Annotated in this window: 19 protein-coding genes and 2 pseudogenes; 10 read left to right on the forward strand and 11 right to left on the reverse strand. The window is 63.2% G+C overall.

The genetic code is table 11. The features are described 5' to 3' along the window. Window positions 1-3 precede the first annotated feature (3 nt). The 6 genes and pseudogenes from M1D87_RS07895 to M1D87_RS07920 all read left to right on the forward strand — a co-directional run bounded on the left by M1D87_RS07895 (window position 4) and on the right by M1D87_RS07920 (window position 2,728). Window positions 4-588: an imm11 family protein gene (locus M1D87_RS07895; protein ID WP_148043858.1), complete on the forward strand. Its 585-nt coding sequence runs from the start codon at window positions 4-6 to the stop codon at window positions 586-588. A gap of 90 nt (window positions 589-678) precedes the next feature. Then, window positions 679-876, forward strand: a pseudogene (locus M1D87_RS07900) (hypothetical protein); the annotation flags it as partial. Window positions 877-889: 13 nt separating this feature from the next. After that, window positions 890-1,162, forward strand: coding sequence for an AHH domain-containing protein (locus M1D87_RS07905; protein WP_123084811.1), 273 nt, complete (start codon window positions 890-892; stop codon window positions 1,160-1,162). Window positions 1,163-1,420: 258 nt separating this feature from the next. Then, on the forward strand, window positions 1,421-1,708 hold the full coding sequence (locus tag M1D87_RS07910) for a hypothetical protein (protein WP_259677088.1): 288 nt from the start codon (window positions 1,421-1,423) through the stop codon (window positions 1,706-1,708). 143 nt (window positions 1,709-1,851) lie between these two features. Then, window positions 1,852-2,118: pseudogene (locus M1D87_RS07915) on the forward strand (hypothetical protein); the annotation flags it as partial. Between the two features lie 178 nt (window positions 2,119-2,296). Next, the gene (locus tag M1D87_RS07920) at window positions 2,297-2,728 is read left to right on the forward strand and encodes a DUF2628 domain-containing protein (RefSeq protein WP_123084812.1); all 432 of its coding nucleotides are present in this window, start codon (window positions 2,297-2,299) and stop codon (window positions 2,726-2,728) included. A 207-nt stretch (window positions 2,729-2,935) separates the two neighbouring features. Here M1D87_RS07920 and M1D87_RS07925 read toward each other — a convergent pair whose 3' ends face one another. The 7 genes from M1D87_RS07925 to M1D87_RS07955 all read right to left on the reverse strand — a co-directional run bounded on the left by M1D87_RS07925 (window position 2,936) and on the right by M1D87_RS07955 (window position 10,576). Then, window positions 2,936-3,202: a hypothetical protein gene (locus M1D87_RS07925; protein ID WP_123084813.1), complete on the reverse strand. Its 267-nt coding sequence runs from the start codon at window positions 3,200-3,202 to the stop codon at window positions 2,936-2,938. A gap of 542 nt (window positions 3,203-3,744) precedes the next feature. Next, window positions 3,745-5,379 carry a BatD family protein gene (locus M1D87_RS07930; RefSeq protein ID WP_015269458.1) on the reverse strand — a complete coding sequence of 545 codons (1,635 nt, stop codon included), beginning with the start codon at window positions 5,377-5,379 and terminating at the stop codon, window positions 3,745-3,747. Further along, window positions 5,376-7,094, reverse strand: coding sequence for a tetratricopeptide repeat protein (locus M1D87_RS07935; RefSeq protein WP_421091700.1), 1,719 nt, complete (start codon window positions 7,092-7,094; stop codon window positions 5,376-5,378). The genes M1D87_RS07930 and M1D87_RS07935 overlap by 4 nt, the downstream gene beginning before the upstream one ends. Continuing rightward, complete coding sequence (locus M1D87_RS07940) at window positions 7,091-8,167, reverse strand: vWA domain-containing protein (protein ID WP_015269460.1); 1,077 nt, start codon at window positions 8,165-8,167, stop codon at window positions 7,091-7,093. The genes M1D87_RS07935 and M1D87_RS07940 overlap by 4 nt, the downstream gene beginning before the upstream one ends. Next, on the reverse strand, window positions 8,160-8,654 hold the full coding sequence (locus M1D87_RS07945) for a DUF4381 domain-containing protein (RefSeq protein ID WP_061302897.1): 495 nt from the start codon (window positions 8,652-8,654) through the stop codon (window positions 8,160-8,162). Before M1D87_RS07945 ends, M1D87_RS07940 begins: the two co-directional genes overlap by 8 nt. A 13-nt stretch (window positions 8,655-8,667) precedes the next feature. Then, window positions 8,668-9,612 (reverse strand): DUF58 domain-containing protein, encoded by a 945-nt coding sequence (locus M1D87_RS07950; protein ID WP_013971643.1) that lies wholly within the window; start codon window positions 9,610-9,612, stop codon window positions 8,668-8,670. A gap of 4 nt (window positions 9,613-9,616) precedes the next feature. After that, window positions 9,617-10,576, reverse strand: a complete 960-nt coding sequence (locus M1D87_RS07955) for an AAA family ATPase (RefSeq protein ID WP_013971644.1) — start codon at window positions 10,574-10,576, stop codon at window positions 9,617-9,619. Between the two features lie 231 nt (window positions 10,577-10,807). Here M1D87_RS07955 and M1D87_RS07960 point away from each other — a divergent pair, with 231 nt between their 5' ends. Then, the gene (locus tag M1D87_RS07960) at window positions 10,808-12,115 is read left to right on the forward strand and encodes a DUF2235 domain-containing protein (protein WP_421091699.1); all 1,308 of its coding nucleotides are present in this window, start codon (window positions 10,808-10,810) and stop codon (window positions 12,113-12,115) included. Between the two features lie 88 nt (window positions 12,116-12,203). On the opposite strand, the gene M1D87_RS07965 is transcribed toward M1D87_RS07960, so the two are convergent. Beyond that, a complete protein-coding gene (locus M1D87_RS07965) occupies window positions 12,204-13,400 on the reverse strand; it encodes an MFS transporter (protein WP_421091698.1) in 1,197 nt (398 codons plus the stop codon). Between the two features lie 59 nt (window positions 13,401-13,459). Continuing rightward, complete coding sequence (locus tag M1D87_RS07970; RefSeq protein ID WP_123084816.1) at window positions 13,460-14,674, reverse strand: benzoate/H(+) symporter BenE family transporter; 1,215 nt, start codon at window positions 14,672-14,674, stop codon at window positions 13,460-13,462. A 102-nt stretch (window positions 14,675-14,776) separates the two neighbouring features. On the opposite strand from M1D87_RS07970, the gene pdxR reads away from it, so the two are divergent. Continuing rightward, window positions 14,777-16,288, forward strand: a complete 1,512-nt coding sequence (gene pdxR, locus M1D87_RS07975; RefSeq protein WP_123084817.1) for a MocR-like pyridoxine biosynthesis transcription factor PdxR — start codon at window positions 14,777-14,779, stop codon at window positions 16,286-16,288. A gap of 37 nt (window positions 16,289-16,325) precedes the next feature. Here pdxR and M1D87_RS07980 read toward each other — a convergent pair whose 3' ends face one another. Beyond that, window positions 16,326-17,213, reverse strand: a complete 888-nt coding sequence (locus M1D87_RS07980) for a dihydrodipicolinate synthase family protein (RefSeq protein ID WP_047932983.1) — start codon at window positions 17,211-17,213, stop codon at window positions 16,326-16,328. A gap of 44 nt (window positions 17,214-17,257) precedes the next feature. Further along, window positions 17,258-18,040, reverse strand: coding sequence for an aldolase (locus tag M1D87_RS07985; RefSeq protein ID WP_123084818.1), 783 nt, complete (start codon window positions 18,038-18,040; stop codon window positions 17,258-17,260). Window positions 18,041-18,277: 237 nt separating this feature from the next. Between M1D87_RS07985 and M1D87_RS07990 the strand changes: the two genes are divergently transcribed. Together M1D87_RS07990 and M1D87_RS07995 are read left to right on the forward strand one after the other, a co-directional pair. Then, entirely contained in the window at window positions 18,278-19,825 is a 1,548-nt protein-coding gene (locus M1D87_RS07990; RefSeq protein ID WP_123084819.1) for an AMP-binding protein, read from the forward strand. 14 nt (window positions 19,826-19,839) lie between these two features. Beyond that, on the forward strand, window positions 19,840-21,006 hold the full coding sequence (locus M1D87_RS07995) for an acyl-CoA dehydrogenase family protein (protein WP_039614529.1): 1,167 nt from the start codon (window positions 19,840-19,842) through the stop codon (window positions 21,004-21,006). Window positions 21,007-21,087 lie beyond the last annotated feature (81 nt).

Genomic DNA, 21,087 nt, shown 5'->3' on the forward strand with positions numbered 1-21,087 from the left:
AAAATGAACTATTATTCAATGTGTCATGAAGTAGTGGAAGGTGGCTATACAGATGGAGATGTAGTGTTCCACCCACCTCTATCTGATTATTATCAGATAGGGATGAGTCTCTCCTTGATTGGTGTGTCGGTTTCTGTGGTTTTGGATAAAAAGGTTCGCGCTCTTGGGTCTGATTTTTTCTTGACAACTTCCGGTGCTTTTTTTGTATCCCAGGAGTTTAAGGATGTTCTTGGGGGGCTAAATACTAACCTGCAGTTTTCCCCCGCAGATGTAAAGCACTCTAATGGAAAGCCAACGGTCAAAAAGTATTATTTTATTCACGCTAATGACAGGTGCGCATGCTTTGACTACGGGCTATCGGAGTACTCTGGTAAGTCTTTGGTTATGAGTAAGATTAAGGCCGGTGAGCTGGCGGCTGATTACAAGGTCCGAGGCGTAAAGAAGATGTGTATTGATGAGGCAAAGACTGGTTCGCTGGACCTTTTCTTTGTGGCAGGTGTGATCTGGATCGACCCTATTGTCTCAGAGGTATTGGTGCGCAAGATTGAAAGCAATAAATTGCTGGTCAGGTTCAGTGCTATTGGGTAACTGAAAGCTGATAATTTACTTGTGCGTGATTTTCTATATGAATCGTTTATAGTTGGATGGAATAACATACAGCTCGGGGTGACTGAGTAGAAGCCAGAGTACACCTACGACCTGCTGGGGCGGCTGACCAAAGAAATCACCCCCGACGGCACGCTCGGCTACGAGTACGATCCGCTCGGCAACCTGACTACGCTGACCCTGCCGGATGGCCGCAAGGTCAACCACCTGTACTACGGCAGCGGGCACCTGCACCAGCTGAACCTGGATGGCCAGGTGATCAGCGACATGGCAGGCGGGCGAGGTGAATATTCATAAGCTGTCCAATATTATTTATCTGCCTAAGTATAAGGAGAACCATCCGGTGCGAACGGTGCATCGTGGCTCTCACGCGCAATATAATTCGGCTGTAGAGAAGAAACTGGATATTATTCACGAATACGGCAAGAAAAATGGCTGGACCAAAGCGGACTACCAGAAGGCTATTCACGGAGTCATGGTTGATGAGAGAAAAGGTCTGCGTGCAGGTAAAACGATGCTGAATAAAAACTCTGTTCGGGGAGCGACTTGTGGCTAAAAATTTTATACTTTCTATTTCAGATGACTATCCTGAAAGTTATTGGCTGAAGACAAAGATGTTGTCTGGTGAGGATTCTGGGATTTTCAAAGAGTGCGTGGTTGTAAGCAAGGATATAAGAGTCTGTTTCGAGGGGCCGAAAAGGGTCAGTACTTCCAAGCTCCTTAGCTATGATTTTTTTTCAGTGACGGGCCCAATTTGATTTCGCCGCGGCTCTACGAACTAATGAGGAGAGAAAGTATTTCTGGTGTTCAGTTTGTGGATGCGGATCTACTGATAGGTGAGGCTTCCTATACTGGTTACAAGATATTCAATGTTATAGGTAAATCACCGGCCTTTAACTTTAAAGAATCTGTTAGTGAGCCGTTACTTAGCTATATGCCAGATGGCCCGAGGTGGTTCAGTAAGATAGTTTTGGATAATGAGGCGGTGCTTTCTAGTGATGTCGTTAGGGCTGAAGAGGACAGCCCTACGATTGTGGTGACTGCTCGCGTCAAGTCTGTTTTCGAGAATGGCTTGGTGCGCGGGGTGCAGTTTAAGGATTAGATGCCTGTGCCGTCGAGTTTTCCCGAGAGTTATTTTCTGCGTAAATTTTTTGTTGTACGACTTTGATGGCGTGATCTTTAACAGTTAAAATTGACTGGCTCTGCCAAAGTGCTGGCGGAGCCAAATATTTTTAGGGCAAATACGGCCAGCGCAACCCGCACGAGCAGGTGTACCTGGTGTGCACCGAGGGCGGCCACTACATCCTGCAAACGCGGGACAACCTGTTCTTCTACTTCGGCGAAGTGCCAGGCACCAACAGCGAAGTGCCGCTGCAACGCATCGAGAACGTTCTCGGTCACTTCCTGCATTTCACCCGCACGCCTGACGGTACGCTGACCGACATCAGCGCCACCGGCGGCACCCGCGTACACCTGCACTACGACCACCCGCTGGGTCGCCTGACCGACATCAATTGGTGAACAACGAATTTCTGATCGCGCCGATCTGGAAGCCTTGAGCGTTCTGTGACTTGGCTCTCGCTTTGCGGGAGGTATCAAGCTTGCCCTCAAAGGCATGCTGATTTACCCTCCGAGCCGGCCATGATCATGGCTATTCGACACTCACGGACGACGATCACAGGAGTCACCAATGGAAGGCATCCCACAAACCCAATCAACCCCAGATAACCTCAAGCCAAAATGGCGGGAGCGTTTCGCTTTCTTCGATCAGTACGGCGCACCCACCTCCGAGCCCTACAAAGCCGCTTTCCGCGCCTTGCCATTTGGTAAGAAGCTGCTGATCAACAACAACTTCATCGCCTTTTTCTTCGGCCCGATCTACTGGTTCGTGCTGGGACTGTGGAAGAAGAACCTGGTCATGCTGGCCATCATGATCGCCATCGGCGTTCTTCTGAGCTACTACGAGATCGCGACGGGTAGCGAAATCCCGCGCCCGGTGGATAACGGCATCAGCATGGCGTTTGCGTTTCTGTACAGCTTCCTGACCAACCGTGCCTACTACCTGAAGCAGACCAAAGGACAACAGGGCTGGAGCCCGTTCGAGGGGCAGCGGTTCATCTGAGCCGTCAGCCAGTTAAACAGTTGCTCACAGGTTGATGAAGCCCTCTTTCCCACCACGGTCTCTGTAGGAGCGGCCTTGTGTCGCGAAAGGGCCGCAAGGCGGCCCCGGCGATTTTGTGGTGGAGCGGAGATCGTGGGGGCGCTTTGCGCCCCTTTCGCGACACAAGGCCGCTCCTACAGGGGCCGCGCATGTCTTGGGGCTGTGTAGTCAGTGCCAGGTGATATCCCCGGTTTGCCGGTGCAACAGCAACTCGGCCAGGGCCTTGGTCATCTGTACGTGATGCACCGCGTTGACCAGCATGTTGATGCCGGGCTCGCCGGCATTGGCGCAGATGTATTCGTCCAGCGAGTCTTCGATGCCGGCCATCAGCTGGAGGGTGTGGATCAGGGCGTCAACCGAGGGGGTGTCCTGGTTGATGGTGTAGAAGGGGCGGGCCGTTAGTTTTACGGGTGGATCGGGGACGATCTTTTTCATGATTCAAACCCTTTGCTTGATCAGAGAATGCCACCACCGCAACCTTCTCACGGGTTTAGGTGGCAGCCGTACGCGGGGTGAGAAACCGAGGAAGCAAAGGAAAACTCGGCCAGACCGAAGTCTGCCCGCGCGCGGCCGCCATGAAAGCTGGCGGAAATTTGCTTATCGTCGGGTTCTCACACCCGGTCACCGAAGCGACCCGGAAACGTTATCTGTGAGGTGTTTCCCCGACAACAGCGATAGTTCGGCAGCGCGCGTAGGATAATTCCTAAGCGGGTTGATCCTGAAGCATTGGGTTGCAGGTTCAGAAATATCTTACGGTGGCACCGGCTGCGCCGGTGTTCGCGGGCACGCCCACTCCCACAGTGGGCGTGTAAGCAGCCAATGACTGTAGGAGCAGCCTTGTGCTGCGAAGAGGCCGGTATGACAAAAGACTGTCTGTGGCAGTCATGGCCTCTTAGCAGCACAAGGCTGCTCCTACAGGCCGGCGCGGTCATTGTGGGAGCGGGCATGCCCGCGAAGAGGCCCGCACAGGCAACCACTTACTTGGGATATAGCGGCGGCAGGCTGCCGTTCTCGCCGGTCGGCAGCAATACCTGCTCAGCCGGGGGAATCGTACCGATCGCCCGCCACAAATCTTCACCCTGCCAATACTGCCCGCTCTCGCTATACAGCGCCCCGTTCAACCCATCCAGTGCATCCGACAACGGCACGAACCGCGCCGCCATCTCGGCCAGGGTCTCCGGCTGCTGGCGGGCCCAGGCGTCCAGCGCCTGGCGGGTTGCCTGTGGGTCGTTGGCCTGGCACGCGCGCTTGAGATCATCCAGCAAGGTGCGCGGGCTCGGCCCGGCCTGCGCGGCACGCAGCACCGCTGGCTGCGAGCGGGCGCGCCACCACAGGGCAAAGCCCAGCACGGTGGTGAGGGCGAACACCAGGGTGGCCAGCTGCCAGGGCCACAGCAAGCTGCTGGCACTGCTGTTGTCGCCGACCGGGGTGTCGGCGCTCAGCGCCGGGTTGTCCTGCACATTCAGCGTGCGCGCCGGCAGGCTGCTGTGCTCCAGGTGGTCTTCTCGGGTATTCCACCAGGCCACTTCCAGCGCCGGCAGGGCCAGCGCGCCGCTGTGGGTCGGCACCAAGGCTTCGCGCTCTTCGCGGTTGGCAATCATCCCTCGTTCGCTGATTTCGTTGCGCAGCAATGGCTGGTCGGGGTACCGGCGCAGGCCGGTGATTTCGGTGGCTGGCAGCGGTGGCAGCTGGGTGCTGGACAAGCCTTCGGCACGCAGGGTGATGTTGCGGGTCAGCGAGTCGCCAATCTGCACCTGCTGGTTGCCAGGGTCGGGGTTCCAGTGCTCTTCAAGTGTCAGGCTGCGGGCCGGTAGCCAGGGCACGCCAGCAGGCCAGGCCGCCGGAATCGGCCGTACGGCCAGGCGCAATGGCAACGAACTGACCTGCACCTGGTGGCCGGCCCGGGCCGTGCCGTTGGCTTGCGGGGCCTCGTCCTGGCTGGCGGCGGCGGTGGCGGTGAAAGTCAACGGTGGGATGTCGAGGGTGCCGCTTTGCTGGGCATACACGGCATAGCGGGTTTCGATCACGCCGTGGCGGACGCCGTTGATTTCCTTTTCATAGGTGCGCGATTCACCCAGCGGTTCGACCTTGGCGTTTTCCAGTTGCAGCGGGCTGAGGCTGCTGTCGTCGTACAGTGCCACTGAATGGTAGATGCGCAGGGTGAGCACGGCCTGGGCCTGGACGTAGACCTCGCTGCTGTCGAGCGTGGCTTCGATGAACACCTGTGAGGCACTGTCCTGGCGGCTGGCATCGGCCTGCAGCACTTGCAGTTCGATGGCCTGGCTGTGCGACTGGCCCAGTTGCAGTTCGGGGATGCGCAGGCTGCCGCTGCGCCGCGGCAGCAGGGTGATGATCCAGCGGGTACTGGCGCGGGTTTCGCCGTCGAGGCTGTGCAGGCTGTTCAGCTGGCGCGTGCCGCGCACTTCGAAGTCACCCTCCAGCGCGCGCAGGTCGGGCTTGCCGAACTGGGTGACGTCCTGGCTTTCCAGGGTCAGTTCCAGGCTTTCGCCGGCTTCCAGGCGGGTACGGTCGACGCTGGCACGCAGCAACGGTTCGGCCTGGGCCAGCACGGCCCACAGCAGACAGAGGAGAAAGACGCCGAAGCGACTCATCGTGAGGTTTCCTGATGCAATTGCTGTTCATACCAGAATTTGCGCCGCAGCAGCTCCGCGGGGTTGTCGGGGATCTCCCGCAGCCATTGTTCCAGGGCCTGGCGCTGTTCGGTATCAAGGCTGGTCGATACCGGGCGCTGCGGCGGCTGGGTGACGCTGTCGTCCGCGCCCGCTTGGTTGCCGGGCGTTACCTGGCTGTTGCTGCTGCCTTCGCCGGGCTGTTCGGCGCTGGCCTGTTCGTCGTTGCCGGGCGTGCCCTGGGCCGGGCTGCTGGCCGAGCTGCTGTTGCCTTCGGTTTCGCTGCCGGGCGTGCCTTGGGTATCGCTGCTGGCCGGTTGTTCCTCGGCAGTGGCCTCGCGCTGTTGCAGCAGTTGCTGCACCAGTGCCTGGTTGTCCAGCGCCGCTTGCAGGTCGGGCTGGCGTTCCAGGGCTTGTTCGTAGGCGTCCAGCGCAGCTTCCAGCTCACCGCCGCGGGCCAGGGCATTGCCTCGATTGTAGTGTGCGGCGGCGGTGTCGCCTTGGGAAAAGGCTTCGGCAGCGCCGGCATAGTCGCCGGCCTGGTACAGGGCCATGCCGCGCCATTGCGGGTCCTGGAAATGGCGCGCGGCACTGGCCGGGCGGTTCTGCTCCAGCAGGCGCTGGCCTTGCTGGTCGGGGCGCAGCCACAGGTCGTTGAACTCGAAGGCCTGGCTGGGCTGGGGCAGGGCCAGCAGCAGCGGCAGGCAGAACAGCCAGCCGCGTCGGCCGGCACAGGCGGCCAGCAGCAACAGCGGCAGCAGCAGCCAGTACCCCTGGTCGGCCCAGCTGTCCAGTTGCAGGGTCTGGCCATCATTGCGCCCGGTGCGCGGGCTGTCGAACAGGCCCAGGCCTCGCAGGTCGAGGTCGTCGATGCGAGCATGCCGGTAGCGCCCGCCGGTGCCGTTGATGAAGCCCTTGAGGCTGGCGCTGTCCAGGCGTGGCAACAGGATGCCGCCCTGGTCGTCCTTCAGGTATTCGCCATTGGCCTGGCGCACCGGTGCGCCTTCGCTGCTGCCGATGCCCAGCATCAGCAGGCTCGGGCCCTGGCGGCCGAGGGCCTGGGCGATGCCTTCGCGCTCCGGGGCGCTGAGCGACGAGCCGATCAGCAGCAGGCGGCCCTGGCCCAGGCCGCTCTGGGCAAGCAGGGCGAGGCCTTTTTGCACGGCCAGGTCGGCGCGCTGGCCGGGCTTGGGCATGATCGATGGGTCGACCGCCTCGAGCAGGTTGCGGCTGGTGGCCAAGTCATCGGACAGCGGCATCAGGGTGTGTGCGGAGCCAGCGTAGACCACCAGCGCGGTCTGGCTGTCGCGGCGGTGCTCCAGCAGGTCGAGGATCTTGCGCCGCGCCTGCTCCAGGCGGTTGGGCGGGCTGTCCTCGGCGAGCATCTGCGGGGTCAGTTCGAGCAGGATCACCAGCGGGTCGGCCGGGCGCTGGCGGCTTTCTTCCACGCGCTGCCAACTGGGCCCGAGCAGCGCCAGGATCACCAGCACCCAGGCCAGGCCCAGCGCCACCCACGGCAGCTTGCTGGTGCTGCCGCTGCCACCGCCGAGCAGGACGCCATGGAACGCCGGCGGCAGAATCATCTGCCAGCGCCCGGCGCGCTTGCGCCGGTGCCACAGTTTGTACAGCAGCCAGGCGAGCAGGGGTACGGCCAGCAGCCAGAGCGGGCGCAACCATTCGGGCCACAGTTCGATCATCGCCGCCTCCTCAGGCGCAGGCGCTTCAGGCGCTGGCGCCATTCCGGGTGCGGTTGCAGGAAGCGCGGCTTGCGCAGCAGGCGGTGCAGCAGGTTGTCCGGCCATTGCACGGCCAGCACCAGCAGCACGCTCAGCAGCAGGGCAAGGGCCAGAGGCCAGGCATACAGGGCCTTGGCCGTGCGCGCCTGGGTCGGTTGCTGGGCCACCGGTTCGAGCTGGTCAAGGGTGTCGCCGATGGCGTCCAGTTCGGCGCCGTCATGGGCGCGGAAGTAGGTACCGTGGGTGATGTCGGCAATTTCCTTGAGCGAGGCTTCGTCCAGGTCCAGGCTCGGGTTCAGGCCGAGCAGGCCAGGGGTGCCGCTGGCTTCGGGGTTGGCGCCGATGCCGATGGTGTAGATGCGCACGCCTTCCTGGGCGGCCAGGCGGGCGGCGGTCAGCGGGTGGATCTGCCCGCCGTTGTTGGCACCGTCGGTGATCAGCACCAGCACCCGGCTTTGTGCCGGGCGTTGACGCAGGCGCTTGACCGCCAGGCCAATGGCGTCTCCGATGGCGGTGTTCTTGCCGGCGATGCCGATCTGCGCCTCGTCGAGGAAGGTACGCACCGTGCGCCGGTCGAAGGTGAGCGGGGCCTGCAGGTAGGCCTGGCTGCCGAACAGGATCAGGCCCACGCGGTCGCCTTCGCGGTCCTGCAGGAAGTCGCCGAGCAGCGCCTTGACCAGGTCGAGGCGGCTGATTTCTTCGTTCTGCCACTGCATGTCGGGGAAGTCCATCGACCCGGACACATCCACCGCCACCAGCAGGTCGCGGCCGCTGGCAGCCACTGGCACTGGCTCGCCCAGCCATTGCGGGCGGGCGGCGGCGCACAGCAGCAACAGCCAGATGACGACGAAGGGCGCCTGCTGGCGCCAGGTTGGCAGGTTGAGCCGCGCGCGGCGCCCGGCCAGGCCTTCCAGTTCGTCGAGGAAGCCCACCTTGAGCACCGGTTCGCCGCTGTCGGCTGCCGGCAGCACCAGGCGCGCCAGCCACGGCAGCGGCAACAGGGCGAAGACCCACGGCCAGGCCAGTTCAAACATGCTTGCGAATCCAGGTTTCGACGGCTTGGCTGAGCCCGGCGATGGCCTTGTCGTCGAGCTTGCACTCGGGTTTGTAGGCGCCCTCTACCAGTACCATCCAGCGGGTCAGGCCGGCGGCCGGGCAGCGGTTGTCGAGAAACGCCAGCCACTGGCGGCCGTTGAGGGTATGGCTGTTGGCGCCTGGGTAGTGGCTGCGGCACAAGCGCTTGAGCAGGGCGTTGATCTGTTGCAGCCACGCCCCGGCCGGGGCGCCGTCGTAGGGGCGCGGCAGGCGCGCCAGTTCTGCCAGCGCTTCCACGCGCACCGGGTCCAAGGGTTGTTCGGCACGCACGATGCGGCGTTTGCCCGGGCGCCAGTGGCGCAGCCGCCACAGGCCCCAGGCCAGCAGCGGCAGTACGGCCAACAGCAGCCACCAGCCGGGTGCCGGTGGCCAAAGGCCGATCGGCGCGGGGGCGATCAGCGGCTGCAGTTGATCAAGCGGGTTCATTGGCCGCTGCTCTTCATGACGCGCTCCGTGGCCGCTGGGCGTTCAGGTATTCGCGCAGCTGCTCGATCATGTCGCTTTGGGTGCTCAGTGGCATCAGCAGCACGCGCAGCTTTTGCGCCATCAGCTCCCAGCGCTCGATACGCGCTTCGGCCTGCTGGCGGTAGGCCTGGCGCAGGTTGGCGTCCAGGGTGTCGAGCTCCAGCTGCGCGCTGCGCTGGGCGAAGCGCAGCAGGCCGGCGGCGGGCAGGGCATGGTCGAGCGGGTCGGACACCGGCATCAACAGCAGGTCGCAATGGCGCGAGAGCATGGCCAGGTGCTGCTCCACCTGTGCGGTGAGCGAGCGCTCATCGCAGATCACGATGGCCAGGCTGCCGGGGCGCAGCACTTCGCGGGCGCGGCGCAGGGCCAGGCCGAGGCTGTCGGCACCGGGCGTGGCCTCGGTGTGCAGCGCCTGGTTGACCTTGGCCAGGCGGTTGAGCAGTTGCAGCAGGCTCTGTTTGCTGCGCCGGGGCTTGATTTCGTGGTGCTCGTTGTCGCCGAACACCAACCCGCCAATGCGGTCGTTATGGCCCAGCGCGGCCCAGCCGAACAGCGCTGCAGCCTGGGCGGCCAGCACCGACTTGAACATCAGCCCCGAGCCGAAGAACAGCCGTTGGCTCTGCTCGACAAGAATGAAGATGGGCCGTTCGCGCTCTTCGTGGAACAGCTTGGTATGCGGCTCCTGGGTACGCGCGGTAACCCGCCAGTCGATGTTGCGCACATCGTCGCCAGCCTGGTAGACGCGCACCTGGTCGAAGTCCACGCCGCGCCCGCGCAGCTTGGAGTGGTGCAAGCCCACCAGCGGGCTGCGCTGGCCGGGCCGGGAAAACAGCTGGATTTCGCGCACGCGGTGGCGCATGTCGATCAGCTCGGCAAGGCCGATGCGGATGCCGGGTTCGGCCAGCGATGCAGTGGGCATGGGCTCAGGCAACGGCGACGACGTCGAGGATGCGCTGGACCACGCGGTCCTGGTCGATCCCTGCCGCCTCGGCCTCGAACGAGAGGATGATGCGGTGGCGCAGCACGTCGAACAGCACCGCCTGGATGTCTTCGGGGCTGACGAAATCGCGCCCGGCCAGCCAGGCGTGGGCGCGCGCGCAGCGGTCCAGCGAAATGGAACCACGCGGGCTGGCGCCGTAGGCGATCCAGTCGGCCAGTTCGGCGTCGAACTTGGCCGGAGTGCGGGTGGCCATCACCAGCTGCACCAGGTATTCCTCCACCGCGTCGGCCATGTACAGGCCGAGGATTTCCTTGCGGGCGGCGAAGATCGCCTGCTGGCTGACCCGGCGCTCGGGCTTGGTCTCGCCGCCCAGGGCTTCACCACGGGCCTGCAACAGGATGCGCCGCTCTACCGCAGCGTCGGGGAAGCCGATTTTCACGTGCATCAGGAAACGGTCGAGCTGGGCTTCGGGCAGCGGGTAGGTGCCTTCCTGCTCGATCGGGTTCTGTGTGGCCATGACCAGGAACAGCGGCGACAGGTCGTAGGTGCTGCGGCCCACGCTGACCTGGCGCTCGGCCATGGCTTCGAGCAGTGCGGACTGCACCTTGGCCGGGGCGCGGTTGATTTCGTCGGCCAGCACCAGGTTGTGGAAGATCGGCCCCTGCTGGAACACGAAGCTGCCGGTTTCCGGGCGGTAGATTTCGGTGCCGGTGATGTCGGCCGGGAGCAGGTCGGGGGTGAACTGGATGCGATGGAACTGCGCCTCGATGCCTTCGGCGAGCTCTTTGATGGCCTTGGTCTTGGCCAGGCCCGGCGCGCCTTCGACCAGCATGTGGCCGTCTGCCAGGAGCACGATCAACAGCCGCTCGACCAGTTTCTCCTGGCCTAGGATCTGTGAAGAAAGAAAGGTGCGCAGCGCGATCAGCGCTTCACGGTGTTCCATCGGTGACGGTTCCTGGTATGGGGCCGCAGGCGGCTGGAAGCAGCTGCCCTGGCAAGGGGTGATACTTTAATCCATCCGGGGGGGTGGCGACCAATGGCGGTAGGGAAATTTATCCTTGCCGGGGGCCATGCAGGTCCGGAAATGTCCTGTGTATCGCTGGCCATTGGCTGATGTTCCGCAGCAGCGTGCTGGCGCCTGCTTGTGCTTTTGGTACAAGCAGGAAGCACGACGATGGACCTGAACAGCTGTAGCACTGCACGCATCACGCCGATCACCCTGCGTTTTGGCGTGTTCTTCGATGGCACCGGTAACAACCTGAGCAATGTGATGCCGGTGGATGCACTGGGGAACAAGGGGGGCAGTTATGCCAATGCCTTGAGCAATGTGGCCCTGTTGCATGCACTGTACCCGACGCTGGGAGCCAATGCTGATGGGACCATGGCGTTTCTGAAGCGCTATGTCGAGGGCGTGGGCACCCTGGCGGGGGAGGCGGATCATGCCTATGCCTCGGCCACCGGGTGTGGGCGTAGAGGGGCCGAGGCGCGGGTCACCGAGGCCTTGGCGGGGATTGCCGGGCAATTGCGGGACTGGTGCCAGGCGCACCCACAGGCAAGGCTCGAGCGGGTCGAGTTCGACTTGTTCGGTTTCAGCCGCGGCGCTGCGGCTGTGCGTCATCTGGCCAACCTGCTGCATGATGGCGGCAGCAGCCTGTTGGCTGTGCCCTGTGGCATCGTGATCAACTTCATCGGCCTGTTCGACACGGTTGCTGCGATTATCGCGCCGCTGCAGGGCGACTTCGATCCTGCCGACGACCGCCATGGTGGCTTGCGCCTGGGCCTGGGCGCGGGCATTGCCCGGCAAATGGTGCAACTGGTGGCGGGGGACGAGCAGCGGCACAACTTCCCGCTGGTACGCAGCGGCCATGACATCGTGTTGCCAGGCGTGCACTCGAACATTGGCGGTGGTTACCCGGATACCACGCAGGAGCAGGTGCTGCTGTGCAAACCGCATTCTCAGCGGGTGCCGCTGAGAATGCGCGCCGAGCACACGCGTGTGCATGCCACAGTCAGTGCGTTGCTGGCGTCGTCGTTTGGCGAAATGGGCGCGCCCAGGCCGCGTGTGCTGGCCTGGGAGGTTCCGATTGCCGGTGGCCTGCCTAGCGAGGCGCAGAAACAGGTGTATGCGGCGGTGTACCGCGAACGGGAAGTGGCGGGGCAGCTGTCGCGGGTGTACCTGAGCATCATGCGGGAGCTGGCGGTGCGCGCTGGTGTGCCGTTTGCGCAACTGGACGGGCAGGTCGAGCACCGGCTGCCGGATGAACTGCTGGGCATCAGCCGCAAGTTGCATGCGTTTGCCCTGGGTGAATGCGAACAGCCTGGGTTGACCGAGGATGAGCAGCGATTGTTGCGAGACAGGTACGTGCATGCATCAGCGAACTGGAATGCGTTGAAGGGGTTGCACGGCAGTGTGCTGGATGTGTTGTTCGTCAATCGGCCGGGGGCAGGTGGGCGGGTGGTGCATGCCAATCCGGTCGCCTGAGTAGCCAGTGCGCAGATGAATCAATGGCCATGTGCTGTTCTGCAGGGTCTGCCTTGCATTGCGAAAGGGCTGCAAAGCAGCCCTGGGGCTAGACAGGCTGTCGGTGCTTCCTGGCCAGGTAGGCTTCCTGTGCCAAGGTCAGCAGCACCGTCAGCAGCATGAACACGATCGATGCCACGAAGATGCCATGAGGCAGGCGTTGGTCGAGCATCCAGCCAAACGCCACCGGCCCGAGGGCACCGCCGATGCTGAAGCCGGTCGAGACCAGCCCGAACGCTTTGCCCTCGGCGCCGCTCGGTGCCGCCGCCTTCACCAGCATGTCCCTCGACGGGGCGATGATCCCGGTCAGCAAGCCAATGGCACCGAGAACCACCACCAAGCCCCAGCCCCGAAGCAGCCCGAGGGCCACCAGCGTTGTCAACGCGGCAGCCAGGGCAAAGGCCGAGGCCGCCACCAGGCCGTGACGCCGGGTCCGGTCAGCCAAGGCCCCACCGCACAGTACACCTGCAGCACTGCTGAGCAGAAAGGCCGTGAGTGCCGTGTTGGCCCAGGCCAGGGTCAGGTCTTGGCCCTGGACCAGGGCGGCCACGGAGAACTTCTCGATGGCACTGGTGCTCAGGTTGAGCAAGATGAACAGGACCGTCAGCAGCCCGAGCATGGGCGTGAACAGTCGCGCGCGACCTGCTGCAGTGTGGCCAGCGCCGCCTTTGCCAGGCTTGGCAACGTGGTGGATTCCACTGCCTGGAACCGATATCAACAGCAAGGCGGCAACCCCCGCCGCCGCGCCCGCCATCAGGGCAGCCTGCGTGCCGAACAGTGAAGCGATGCCGAGAAATATCGCTGGCGTTACCGCCGAGCCGAGGAAACCGGCAAAGGTATGGATCGAGAACGCCCGCCCCAGGCGGCCTTGTTCGATGCCGTTGGCCAGCAGCGCGTAGTCGGCCGGGTGGTACACGCCATTGGCCAGGCCGGCCATGGCCATCGCCACCAACAGCAGGATGTAGCTGGGGCTGACAGCAACCAGCAGGAAACTGATGCTGCCCAGCAGCAAGCCCGCCTTGAGCACCTTGCGCGCACCGTAGTGGTCGACGGCATAGCCTAGCGGTGCCTGCACCAGGGCGGAGACGATATTGAACACGGCCAGGGCTGCGCCGAGTTCGACGAACCCTACCCCCAGCAAGTCGGGGAGCACGGGTAGCAGCGCCGGGATAAGCATGATGTGCACATGGCTGACGAAGTGTACGGCAGCAATTTGGGTAAGAAGCTTGGGGCCAGCTTTGGGCATGTCGATACCTGTTGTACGGCGTGCGCACCTGGCGCACGGCAGGATGGTGGAAAGCCCGCTTACCGGGAGAAGTGGCAGAAACCGGGTAGGCGGCCGTTCAGTACGGCATAGGCCAGCAAGCCAATGACCAGCCCCCAGAATGCCCCGCCAATGCCAAACAGGTTGATGTTGGCTGCCGCGGCCAGGAATGTGATCAGTGCCGCTTCGCGTGAACGGGCATCTGCCATTGCGTTGGCCAGGCTGGCGCCGATGGTGCCCAGCAGTGCAAGGCCGGCCAGCGTGGTGATGAAGGTGGCCGGCAGGGCCATGAAAACACTGGCCAGGGTGACCCCGAATACCCCTACGAGGATGTAGCAGACGCCGGCAGCGATGCCCGCGACCCAGCGTTTGCCCGGGTCTTCGTGGGCTTCCTGGCCAGTGCAGATAGCGGCGGTGATGGCAGCGATGTTGAAGGCGTGCGACCCGAACGGTGCCATCAGCAACGACCCCAGGCCAGTGACTGCCACGATCGGATTGGCGCTGGTCTTGAAGCCATCGTTGCGCAGCACCAGCATGCCTGGCATGTACTGACCGGTAAGGGTGATAAGGAACAACGGCAGGGCCACGCTCAGGGCGGCGTTGAGGGAGAAGGTGGGCGCGGTGAACAACGGTGTGGCGAATTCCAGCCTGAGCGCTGTCAGGTCCACCTGGCCCTGCAGTAGCAGGTAGCCCAGGCCTAGCAGCAGAATGCCTACTACGGCATAGCGGGCGGTAAAGCGTTTGAATGTTACATAGGCCGCGATCAACAGCCCGGCCAGGGCGGGGTCGACCGACAGGCCGCCGAATGCACCGATGCCGAATTGCAACAGGATACCCGCCAGCAGGCCGGCGGCAATTCCGCCCGGGATGGCCCGCACCAGGCGCTCGAAGTAACCGGTCACTCCCAGCATCACGAAGCCGGCTGCCGACAGCAGGTAGGCACCGATGGCGTCGCTGTAGGGCACGCTGGCCAGCGCTGTGACCAGGAACGCAGCGGCCGGCGTGGACCAGGCGGTGATCACCGGCTCGCGGCTGTACCAGGACAGGACCAGGCCACTGAGCCCGACGCCGATCGACACTGACCAGACCCACGAGGAGGTCAGCGCCGGGCTCAGCCCGGCCAGCTTGGCGGCCTGGAACACCAGAATGAAGGTGCCGCCATAATTGACTATTACCGAAACGATCCCCGCCACAACGGGGTGAAGGATGTCTGTCAGCCGTAGCGGGGTTGGAACAGTGTGTGCGGGCGTGTTCATCGAGGCCTCGGTCGTTCTGGCGCATAGGGTTGGAAAGGCTGGTTTTTATAGCGCTAGAATGGCCGGTATAGCCCCACCACTTTTCCACACATGGCCATACCAATGTTCAAGCATGCACAACTGGAGTCGGTGAAAGCCTGGATCGGCGACCCAGAGCGCGCGTCACTGCCCTTGCACGTAAGAATCCAGCGTGCGATACGCCAGCTTGTTCTCGAAGGGGCGTTGCCCGTGGGCAAGGCGTTGCCCGCCTCCCGTGCGCTGGCGGCCTCGCTGGCTGTGTCACGGGATACGGTCGAGGCTGCATATGGCCAGCTGCACGCCGAAGGCTTCATAGAGCGCCGGGTGGGCAGTGGCAGCTTCGTTTCACCCCGTGCGCAGCACCTGCCGGCCCAGCCCCGGGGCCGCAAGGTGAAAGCCCCGGACGAACCGCCGGCAATCAGCCGTCGTGGCCAGGCGCTGTGCCAGGAGGGCGGAGTGCACAATTTCTTCGTTTCTCGGCCGTTTGCGCCGGGGGTGGCGGAAACCCGCAACTTCCCGTTGCAGGCCTGGGAAAAGCTGCAACGGCAGGTGTTCAAGGAACATGGCTCCCAGGCATTGCAGCCCAGTAGCGCGCAAGGTACCGAGCCACTGCGGCGGGCTATTGCCGATTACGTCAATCTTGAACGTGGCGCACAGGCCACGGCTGACCGCGTGCTCATCCTTACCAGTTCACAGCAGGCGTTCAGCCTGTGTGCTCACGTATTGGCCGACGCGGGCGACCAGGTGGTTATCGAAGACCCGGCCTACCATGGGGTCAGGAAGGCGCTGGGTGCTGCTGGCCTGCATTGCATCGCCGTGGCCGTGGACACGGACGGCATGCAGGTCGCGCAGATAACACGGCTGGCTCCCCATGCCAGGGCTGTTTTCCTGACCCCTTCGCATCAGTTCCCTACTGGTGTGACCCTGTCTCTGGACCGGCGTCTGGCGGTGATCGAGTGGGCCCGGCAACAACGCGCCTGGATCATCGAGGACGATTACGACAGCGAGTTTCACTATGCCGGCAAACCCACCGCGTGCGTGCAAGGCCTGGATGCCCACGACCGTACGGTTTACATCGGCACGTTCACCAAGTCCCTGTTCGCCGGCTTGCGCATTGCCTACATGGTCTTGCCGCCGCAACTGGTCGAGCCGATGACCGCTGCGCGAACCTTGCAGGACGGGCATACGGCTTCGCTGGCACAACTGACCTTGGCCAGGTTCATCGAAGGCGGGCACTTCGGCGCCCATGTGCGCTTGATGCGGGCGATCTATGCGGAGCGCCGCGATGCCCTGGCGGCATTGGTGCAGGCACAGCTGTCGGACTTTCTTGTCGCGCGTGTGCCCGCAGGCGGCATGCAGATGCCTTGTGTTTTCACCAGGCCGATGCCTGAAGAGCAGGTCGTGAAGGCGGCGCAGGCCGCTGGCATAGACCTGCTGGGGCTAAGTGGCCTGTATGCGTCGACGAAAGGGGAGGCGGGATTGCTGATGGGGTTTGCGGCGCATACCCCTGGCGAACTGGCGATGGCCGTGGCGAAACTGGCAAAGGTGTTGCGCCAGGTCGAGTCTGGCCAAGGGCGAGCAACGTTGCCAGGATGAAGCCCGGCAGCAAGACGCCGCCGGGCAGTTGTCACGGTCAGTCGGCCAGCTCTACCAGCATGCTCTTCAGGTAGTCGCTGCCTTGCGCATCCAGCGGTTGCAGGGGCAGGCGTGGAGCGCCGACATCCTGGCCGAGCAGTTTCAAACCGGCCTTGATGGTGGTGGGCAGGCCACGGCGGGTGATGTATTCCAGCAGTTCGTACTGCCGGTAGAACAACGCGCGAGCTTCGGCCAGGTTGCCTTGCTGCACCGCGTCCCACAGCGCCAGGTTCAGCGCCGGGATCAGGTTGGGCGCGGCGGTGCACCAGCCGGTGGCACCGGCCACCAGGGCTTCCAGGGTGAGCGGGTTGCAACCGTTGTAGAAGGCCACCTGGCCATCGGTGGCCTTGAACAGGCGGTGCATGCGCTGGATGTCGCCGGTGCTTTCCTTGACCATGGTCACATTGGGCACTTCGCCGAGGATGCGCAGGATCAGCTCCACCGACAGGTCGGTGCCGCTGGTGCCCGGGTTGTTGTAGAGCATGATCGGAATGTCGATGGCCGCGCCCACCGCCTTGTAGTGGGCGACCACTTCGGCTTCGGTGAGCTTCCAGTAGGAGATGGGCAGCACCATCACCGCCGTGGCGCCGCAGGCCTGTGCCAGGCGGGCGCGCTGCACGGTGCGTGCGGTAGTCAGGTCGGAGACGCTGACCACGCTGGGCACGCGGCCGGCGATGCGTGCCTGGCTGAAGCGCACCACCGTTTCCCATTCGCTGTCGGACAGGTAGGCGCCTTCGCCGGTGCTGCCCAGCGGTGCGATGGCGTGCACGCCGTCTTCTATCAGGCGGTCGATGGACAGGCCCAGGGCATCCAGGTCGAGCGCGCCGTCTGCCGTGAAGGGAGTGATGGTGTAGCCGATAACGCCGCGAATTACAGGTGTAGACATAACCAGGCACCTTTGCCGTTGTTGGGGAAAGAGTACAGCTTCAGTCAGCCCAGGCAGTCGCCATGGGCACGCAAGGCACGGCGCGCGTAATAGCTGAACGCGGCACCATGACGTTTGGGGGTGGAGATCCAGTCGTGGGCTTCCTTGCCCAGGGCATCCTGGATGGGGCGAATTTCACCGGCGCCCATGGCCAGCAGCTGCATCTTTGCCGCGCGCTCGAACAGCATGGCAAGGACGCAGGCTTCCTCGATCGAGCGGCCGGCGATCAGCAAACCGTGGTGGGAAAGCAGGATCGCGCGCTTGTCGCCGATCGCCCTGGAAATGATTTCACCTTCTTCGTTGCCCACCGGTACGCCGGGCCATTCCTTGAGGAACGCGCAGTCGTCGAACAGCGGGCACAGGTCCATGTGCGAGATCGCCAGTGGCACTTCCAGCATCGACAGGGCGGCGCTGTGCAGTGGGTGGGTGTGGATGATGCAGTTGACGTCGGGGCGTGCGCGGTACAGCCAGCTATGGAAGCGGTTGGCCGGGTTGGCCATGCCGCGGCCTTGCAGCACGGTGAGGTCTTCGTCGACCACCAGCAGGTTGGAAGCGGCGATCTCGTCGAAGCCCAGGCCGAGTTGTTGCGTGTAGTAGGTGCCAGGCTGCTCGGCGCGGGCGGTGATCTGCCCGGCCAGGCCCGAATCGTGGCCGCCGTCGAACAGGATGCGGCAGGTAAGGGCGAGTTTCTGGCGAGGAGTGTAGGTGTTGTCGGCCAGCGCCGTCAGCATCTGCTGCTGGGCGAGTTTGACGAGCTGATCCTTGGGGGTCTGCATGGTGGTCGTCATGGGCTGTACCTGCATGAAGGGCCTATAAAGGCTGATTGGCGCGAAGCGCTATCAGGACACAAAATTGATATTAATGACACAAGGTGTCATTTGCAAGCGATGTGTCATCACCACTGCCGCTCATGCGATGTGGTCCAGTGCAAACCGTTATAGCCCGCATACGTAACTGGTATTACTTGCTGCGACCGCACGCTGTTTAGCATCGACCGGGTCTTAAACCGCGACGAGAACAACAACGTGAACCTCGCAACCCTAACCAGTCGAAGTGCAAGATACTGGCCTGAGCGCTTGGCGGTGATCGACCGCCACACCCGCCTCACCTTCGCGCAGCTTGAACAGCGGACCAATCAGTTGGCCTCGGCCTTGTTGGCCAATGGCATCACCAGCGGCGAACATGTCGCGATCCTGGCTCCCAACCGGGTAGAGCTGGTGGAGGCCGAGGTGGCTTTCTACAAGGCCGGCCTGGTCAAGGTCCCGGTCAATGCACGCCTGGCGCTGGATGAAGTGATCCAGGTACTGAATGACGCCTGCAGCGTCGCGCTGATCGCCGACCCGCAAGCTGCCGAGGCCTTGCTGGCGCGCAGGCATGAGGTGCCTGCGCTACGCCTGATCGTTACCCTCGGCGAGCAGGGTGGCGATATCGGCTACGGCGCATTGCTGGCCCAAGGCAGCAGCCAGCCGGTCAGTTGCGATCTGCCTGACGATGCACTGGCCGTATTGCACTACACCTCGGGCAGTTCCGGTGTGCTCAAGGCAGCAATGCTTAGCGTCGGCAACCGCAAGGCGCTGATCCGCAAGAGCATCGCCAGCCCCACCCGGCGTGCCGGCCCAGGCGACATCATGGCCCATGTCGGCCCCATCACCCATGCCAGCGGCATGCAGCTGATGCCGCTTCTGGCGGTGGGTGCCTGCAGCCTGTTGCTGGAACGCTACGATGACCAGTTGCTGCTCGAGACCATCCAGCGCGAGGGCGTGACCCGGTTGTTCCTGGTGCCGGCCATGATCAACCGTCTGGTCAATTTTCCCGGGGTCGAGCGCTATGACCTGAGCAGCCTGCGCCTGGTTATGTATGGCGCAGCGCCAATGGCGCCAGCGCTGGTCAAGCGTGCTATCGAAGTGTTCGGGCCGATTCTGGCCCAGGGCTACGGCGCTGGCGAAACCTGCTCGCTGGTGACGGTGCTGACCGAGCAGGACCACCTGTGCGAAGGCGGCGACTACCGCCGGCTGGCCTCGTGCGGACGATGCTACTTCGAGACCGACCTGCGTGTGGTGAACGACGATTTCCGCGATGTCCAGCCAGGCGAGGTGGGCGAGATCGTGGTCAAGGGACCGGACATCATGCAGGGCTACTGGCGCGCACCGCATCTCACCGCCGAGGTTATGCGTGATGGCTACTACCTCACCGGCGACCTGGCCACGGTGGACCAGCAGGGCTACGTGTTTATCGTCGACCGCAAGAAGGAAATGATCATTTCCGGTGGCTTCAACATCTACCCCAGCGAAGTCGAGCAGGTGCTCTACAGCTTGCCGCAAGTGTTCGAGGCTGCCGTGGTAGGCGTGCCCGACGAACAGTGGGGCGAAGCGGTGCGGGCAGTGATCGTGCTCAAGCCTGGCATGCAGCTGCAGGAGCACGAGGTGATCGAGCATTGCGCCCAGGCTCTTGCCGGGTTCAAGAAACCGCGCGGTGTGGACTTCGTCAGCGAGCTGCCGAAGAACCCCAACGGCAAGGTGGTGCGCCGCCTGATTCGAGACGCCTACTGGCAAAACAGCGAACGCCGCATCTGACTTGAGGAATTGCCATGTACCAGCCAAGCGAAAAGGCCAAACAGATCATCGAGGCCATCGGCGGCTTCGTTCGCAACGAAATCCTGCCCCTGGAGCAACGCGCCGGCCTCAGCTGGGCCGAACCGCACCCGCGTGAGGTGCTGCAGCAGGTGTGGCAACGCTCGTGCGAGCAGGGCTTCTACAACATCATGCTGCCCGAAACGATTGGTGGTGCAGGATTGAGCGTGTCCGACCTGTGTGCGGTGAAGGAGGCCACAGTGCTGACGGGCTCTATGCTGGCGCCGCACATTCTCGGCGAGCTTTCCGGGCCGCCGCGTATCGGCCACCTGTTCAAGGTGGCCAGCCCGGCCCAGGTCGAGGCTTTCCTGCAGCCGGTGTGCCGAGCCGAAAAGGCCGTGTGCTTCGCGCTGACCGAAAGTGAAGCCGGGTCCGATGCCACGGCGATCAGGACTACCGCTCGGCGCGACGGCGAGCATTACGTGCTGAGCGGGGCCAAGCGCTACATTTCCGGGGCGCCTTATGCCGATATCGCAATACTGCTCGCGGTCACCGGCCCCGGGCGTGGCGCCCAGGGGATCTCGGCATTCTTTGTCGAGCTGGATGCGCCGGGCGTGCGGGTGGAAAGCGATTACTCGGTCATGTCCGGTGGCGGCGCCCATGGCGACATCCTTCTCGATGAGGTACGAGTGCCGGTGGCCAACCGCATTGGCGAGGAGGGGCAGGGCTTCAAGCTGGCAATGGGGCGCATCACGCTTAATCGTCTGCTGCATTGCCCAACCATGCTGGGCATGGCGGGCCTGGCGCTGAACCTGACGGTCGACTACGCCCGCACTCGCAAGCAGTTTGGCCAGCCGATCGCGATGTTCCAGTCGATCAATCACATGATCGCCGACATGGCCACCGAACTGCATGCGGCACGCAGCATGGTCTATGCCACTGCCGCGGTGAATGACGCCGGTGGCGATATCCGCACCCAGGCGCCGATGTGCAAGCTGTTCGTATCGGAAACGGCCTTCCGTATCGCCGACCGCGCGGTGCAGATTCATGGGGGTGCCGGGCTGTTGCGGGGCAACCCGGTGGAGTGGATCTTCCGTGCGACCCGTATGATGCGCATTCTTACCGGGACCAGCGAAATCCAGCGCAACACCATTGCCAAGGGCGTGCTCATGCCCGAGCAGTGAAACTGCACGCCCGGCCTCGAGTGGCCGGGCTCTCCCACAAGAACAATAAGAGAGATCGACATGACTCATACTGACTCCCGC

The organism is Pseudomonas sp. SA233, from assembly GCF_054792385.1.

Bases quoted from the DNA above. Each gene is read 5' to 3' on its own strand.
- M1D87_RS07930 (WP_015269458.1), bottom strand. From the start codon at position 5,379: ATGAGTCGCTTCGGCGTCTTTCTCCTCTGTCTGCTGTGGGCCGTGCTG.
- M1D87_RS07980 (WP_047932983.1), bottom strand. From the start codon at position 17,213: ATGTCTACACCTGTAATTCGCGGCGTTATCGGCTACACCATCACTCCC.
- M1D87_RS07995 (WP_039614529.1), top strand. From the start codon at position 19,840: ATGTACCAGCCAAGCGAAAAGGCCAAACAGATCATCGAGGCCATCGGC.
- M1D87_RS07925 (WP_123084813.1), bottom strand. From the start codon at position 3,202: ATGAAAAAGATCGTCCCCGATCCACCCGTAAAACTAACGGCCCGCCCC.
- M1D87_RS07895 (WP_148043858.1), top strand. From the start codon at position 4: ATGAACTATTATTCAATGTGTCATGAAGTAGTGGAAGGTGGCTATACA.
- M1D87_RS07985 (WP_123084818.1), bottom strand. From the start codon at position 18,040: ATGACGACCACCATGCAGACCCCCAAGGATCAGCTCGTCAAACTCGCC.
- M1D87_RS07955 (WP_013971644.1), bottom strand. From the start codon at position 10,576: ATGGAACACCGTGAAGCGCTGATCGCGCTGCGCACCTTTCTTTCTTCA.
- M1D87_RS07960 (WP_421091699.1), top strand. From the start codon at position 10,808: ATGGACCTGAACAGCTGTAGCACTGCACGCATCACGCCGATCACCCTG.
- M1D87_RS07940 (WP_015269460.1), bottom strand. From the start codon at position 8,167: ATGTTTGAACTGGCCTGGCCGTGGGTCTTCGCCCTGTTGCCGCTGCCG.
- M1D87_RS07950 (WP_013971643.1), bottom strand. From the start codon at position 9,612: ATGCCCACTGCATCGCTGGCCGAACCCGGCATCCGCATCGGCCTTGCC.
- M1D87_RS07970 (WP_123084816.1), bottom strand. From the start codon at position 14,674: ATGAACACGCCCGCACACACTGTTCCAACCCCGCTACGGCTGACAGAC.
- M1D87_RS07945 (WP_061302897.1), bottom strand. From the start codon at position 8,654: ATGAACCCGCTTGATCAACTGCAGCCGCTGATCGCCCCCGCGCCGATC.
- M1D87_RS07935 (WP_421091700.1), bottom strand. From the start codon at position 7,094: ATGATCGAACTGTGGCCCGAATGGTTGCGCCCGCTCTGGCTGCTGGCC.
- M1D87_RS07920 (WP_123084812.1), top strand. From the start codon at position 2,297: ATGGAAGGCATCCCACAAACCCAATCAACCCCAGATAACCTCAAGCCA.
- pdxR (WP_123084817.1), top strand. From the start codon at position 14,777: ATGTTCAAGCATGCACAACTGGAGTCGGTGAAAGCCTGGATCGGCGAC.
- M1D87_RS07965 (WP_421091698.1), bottom strand. From the start codon at position 13,400: ATGCCCAAAGCTGGCCCCAAGCTTCTTACCCAAATTGCTGCCGTACAC.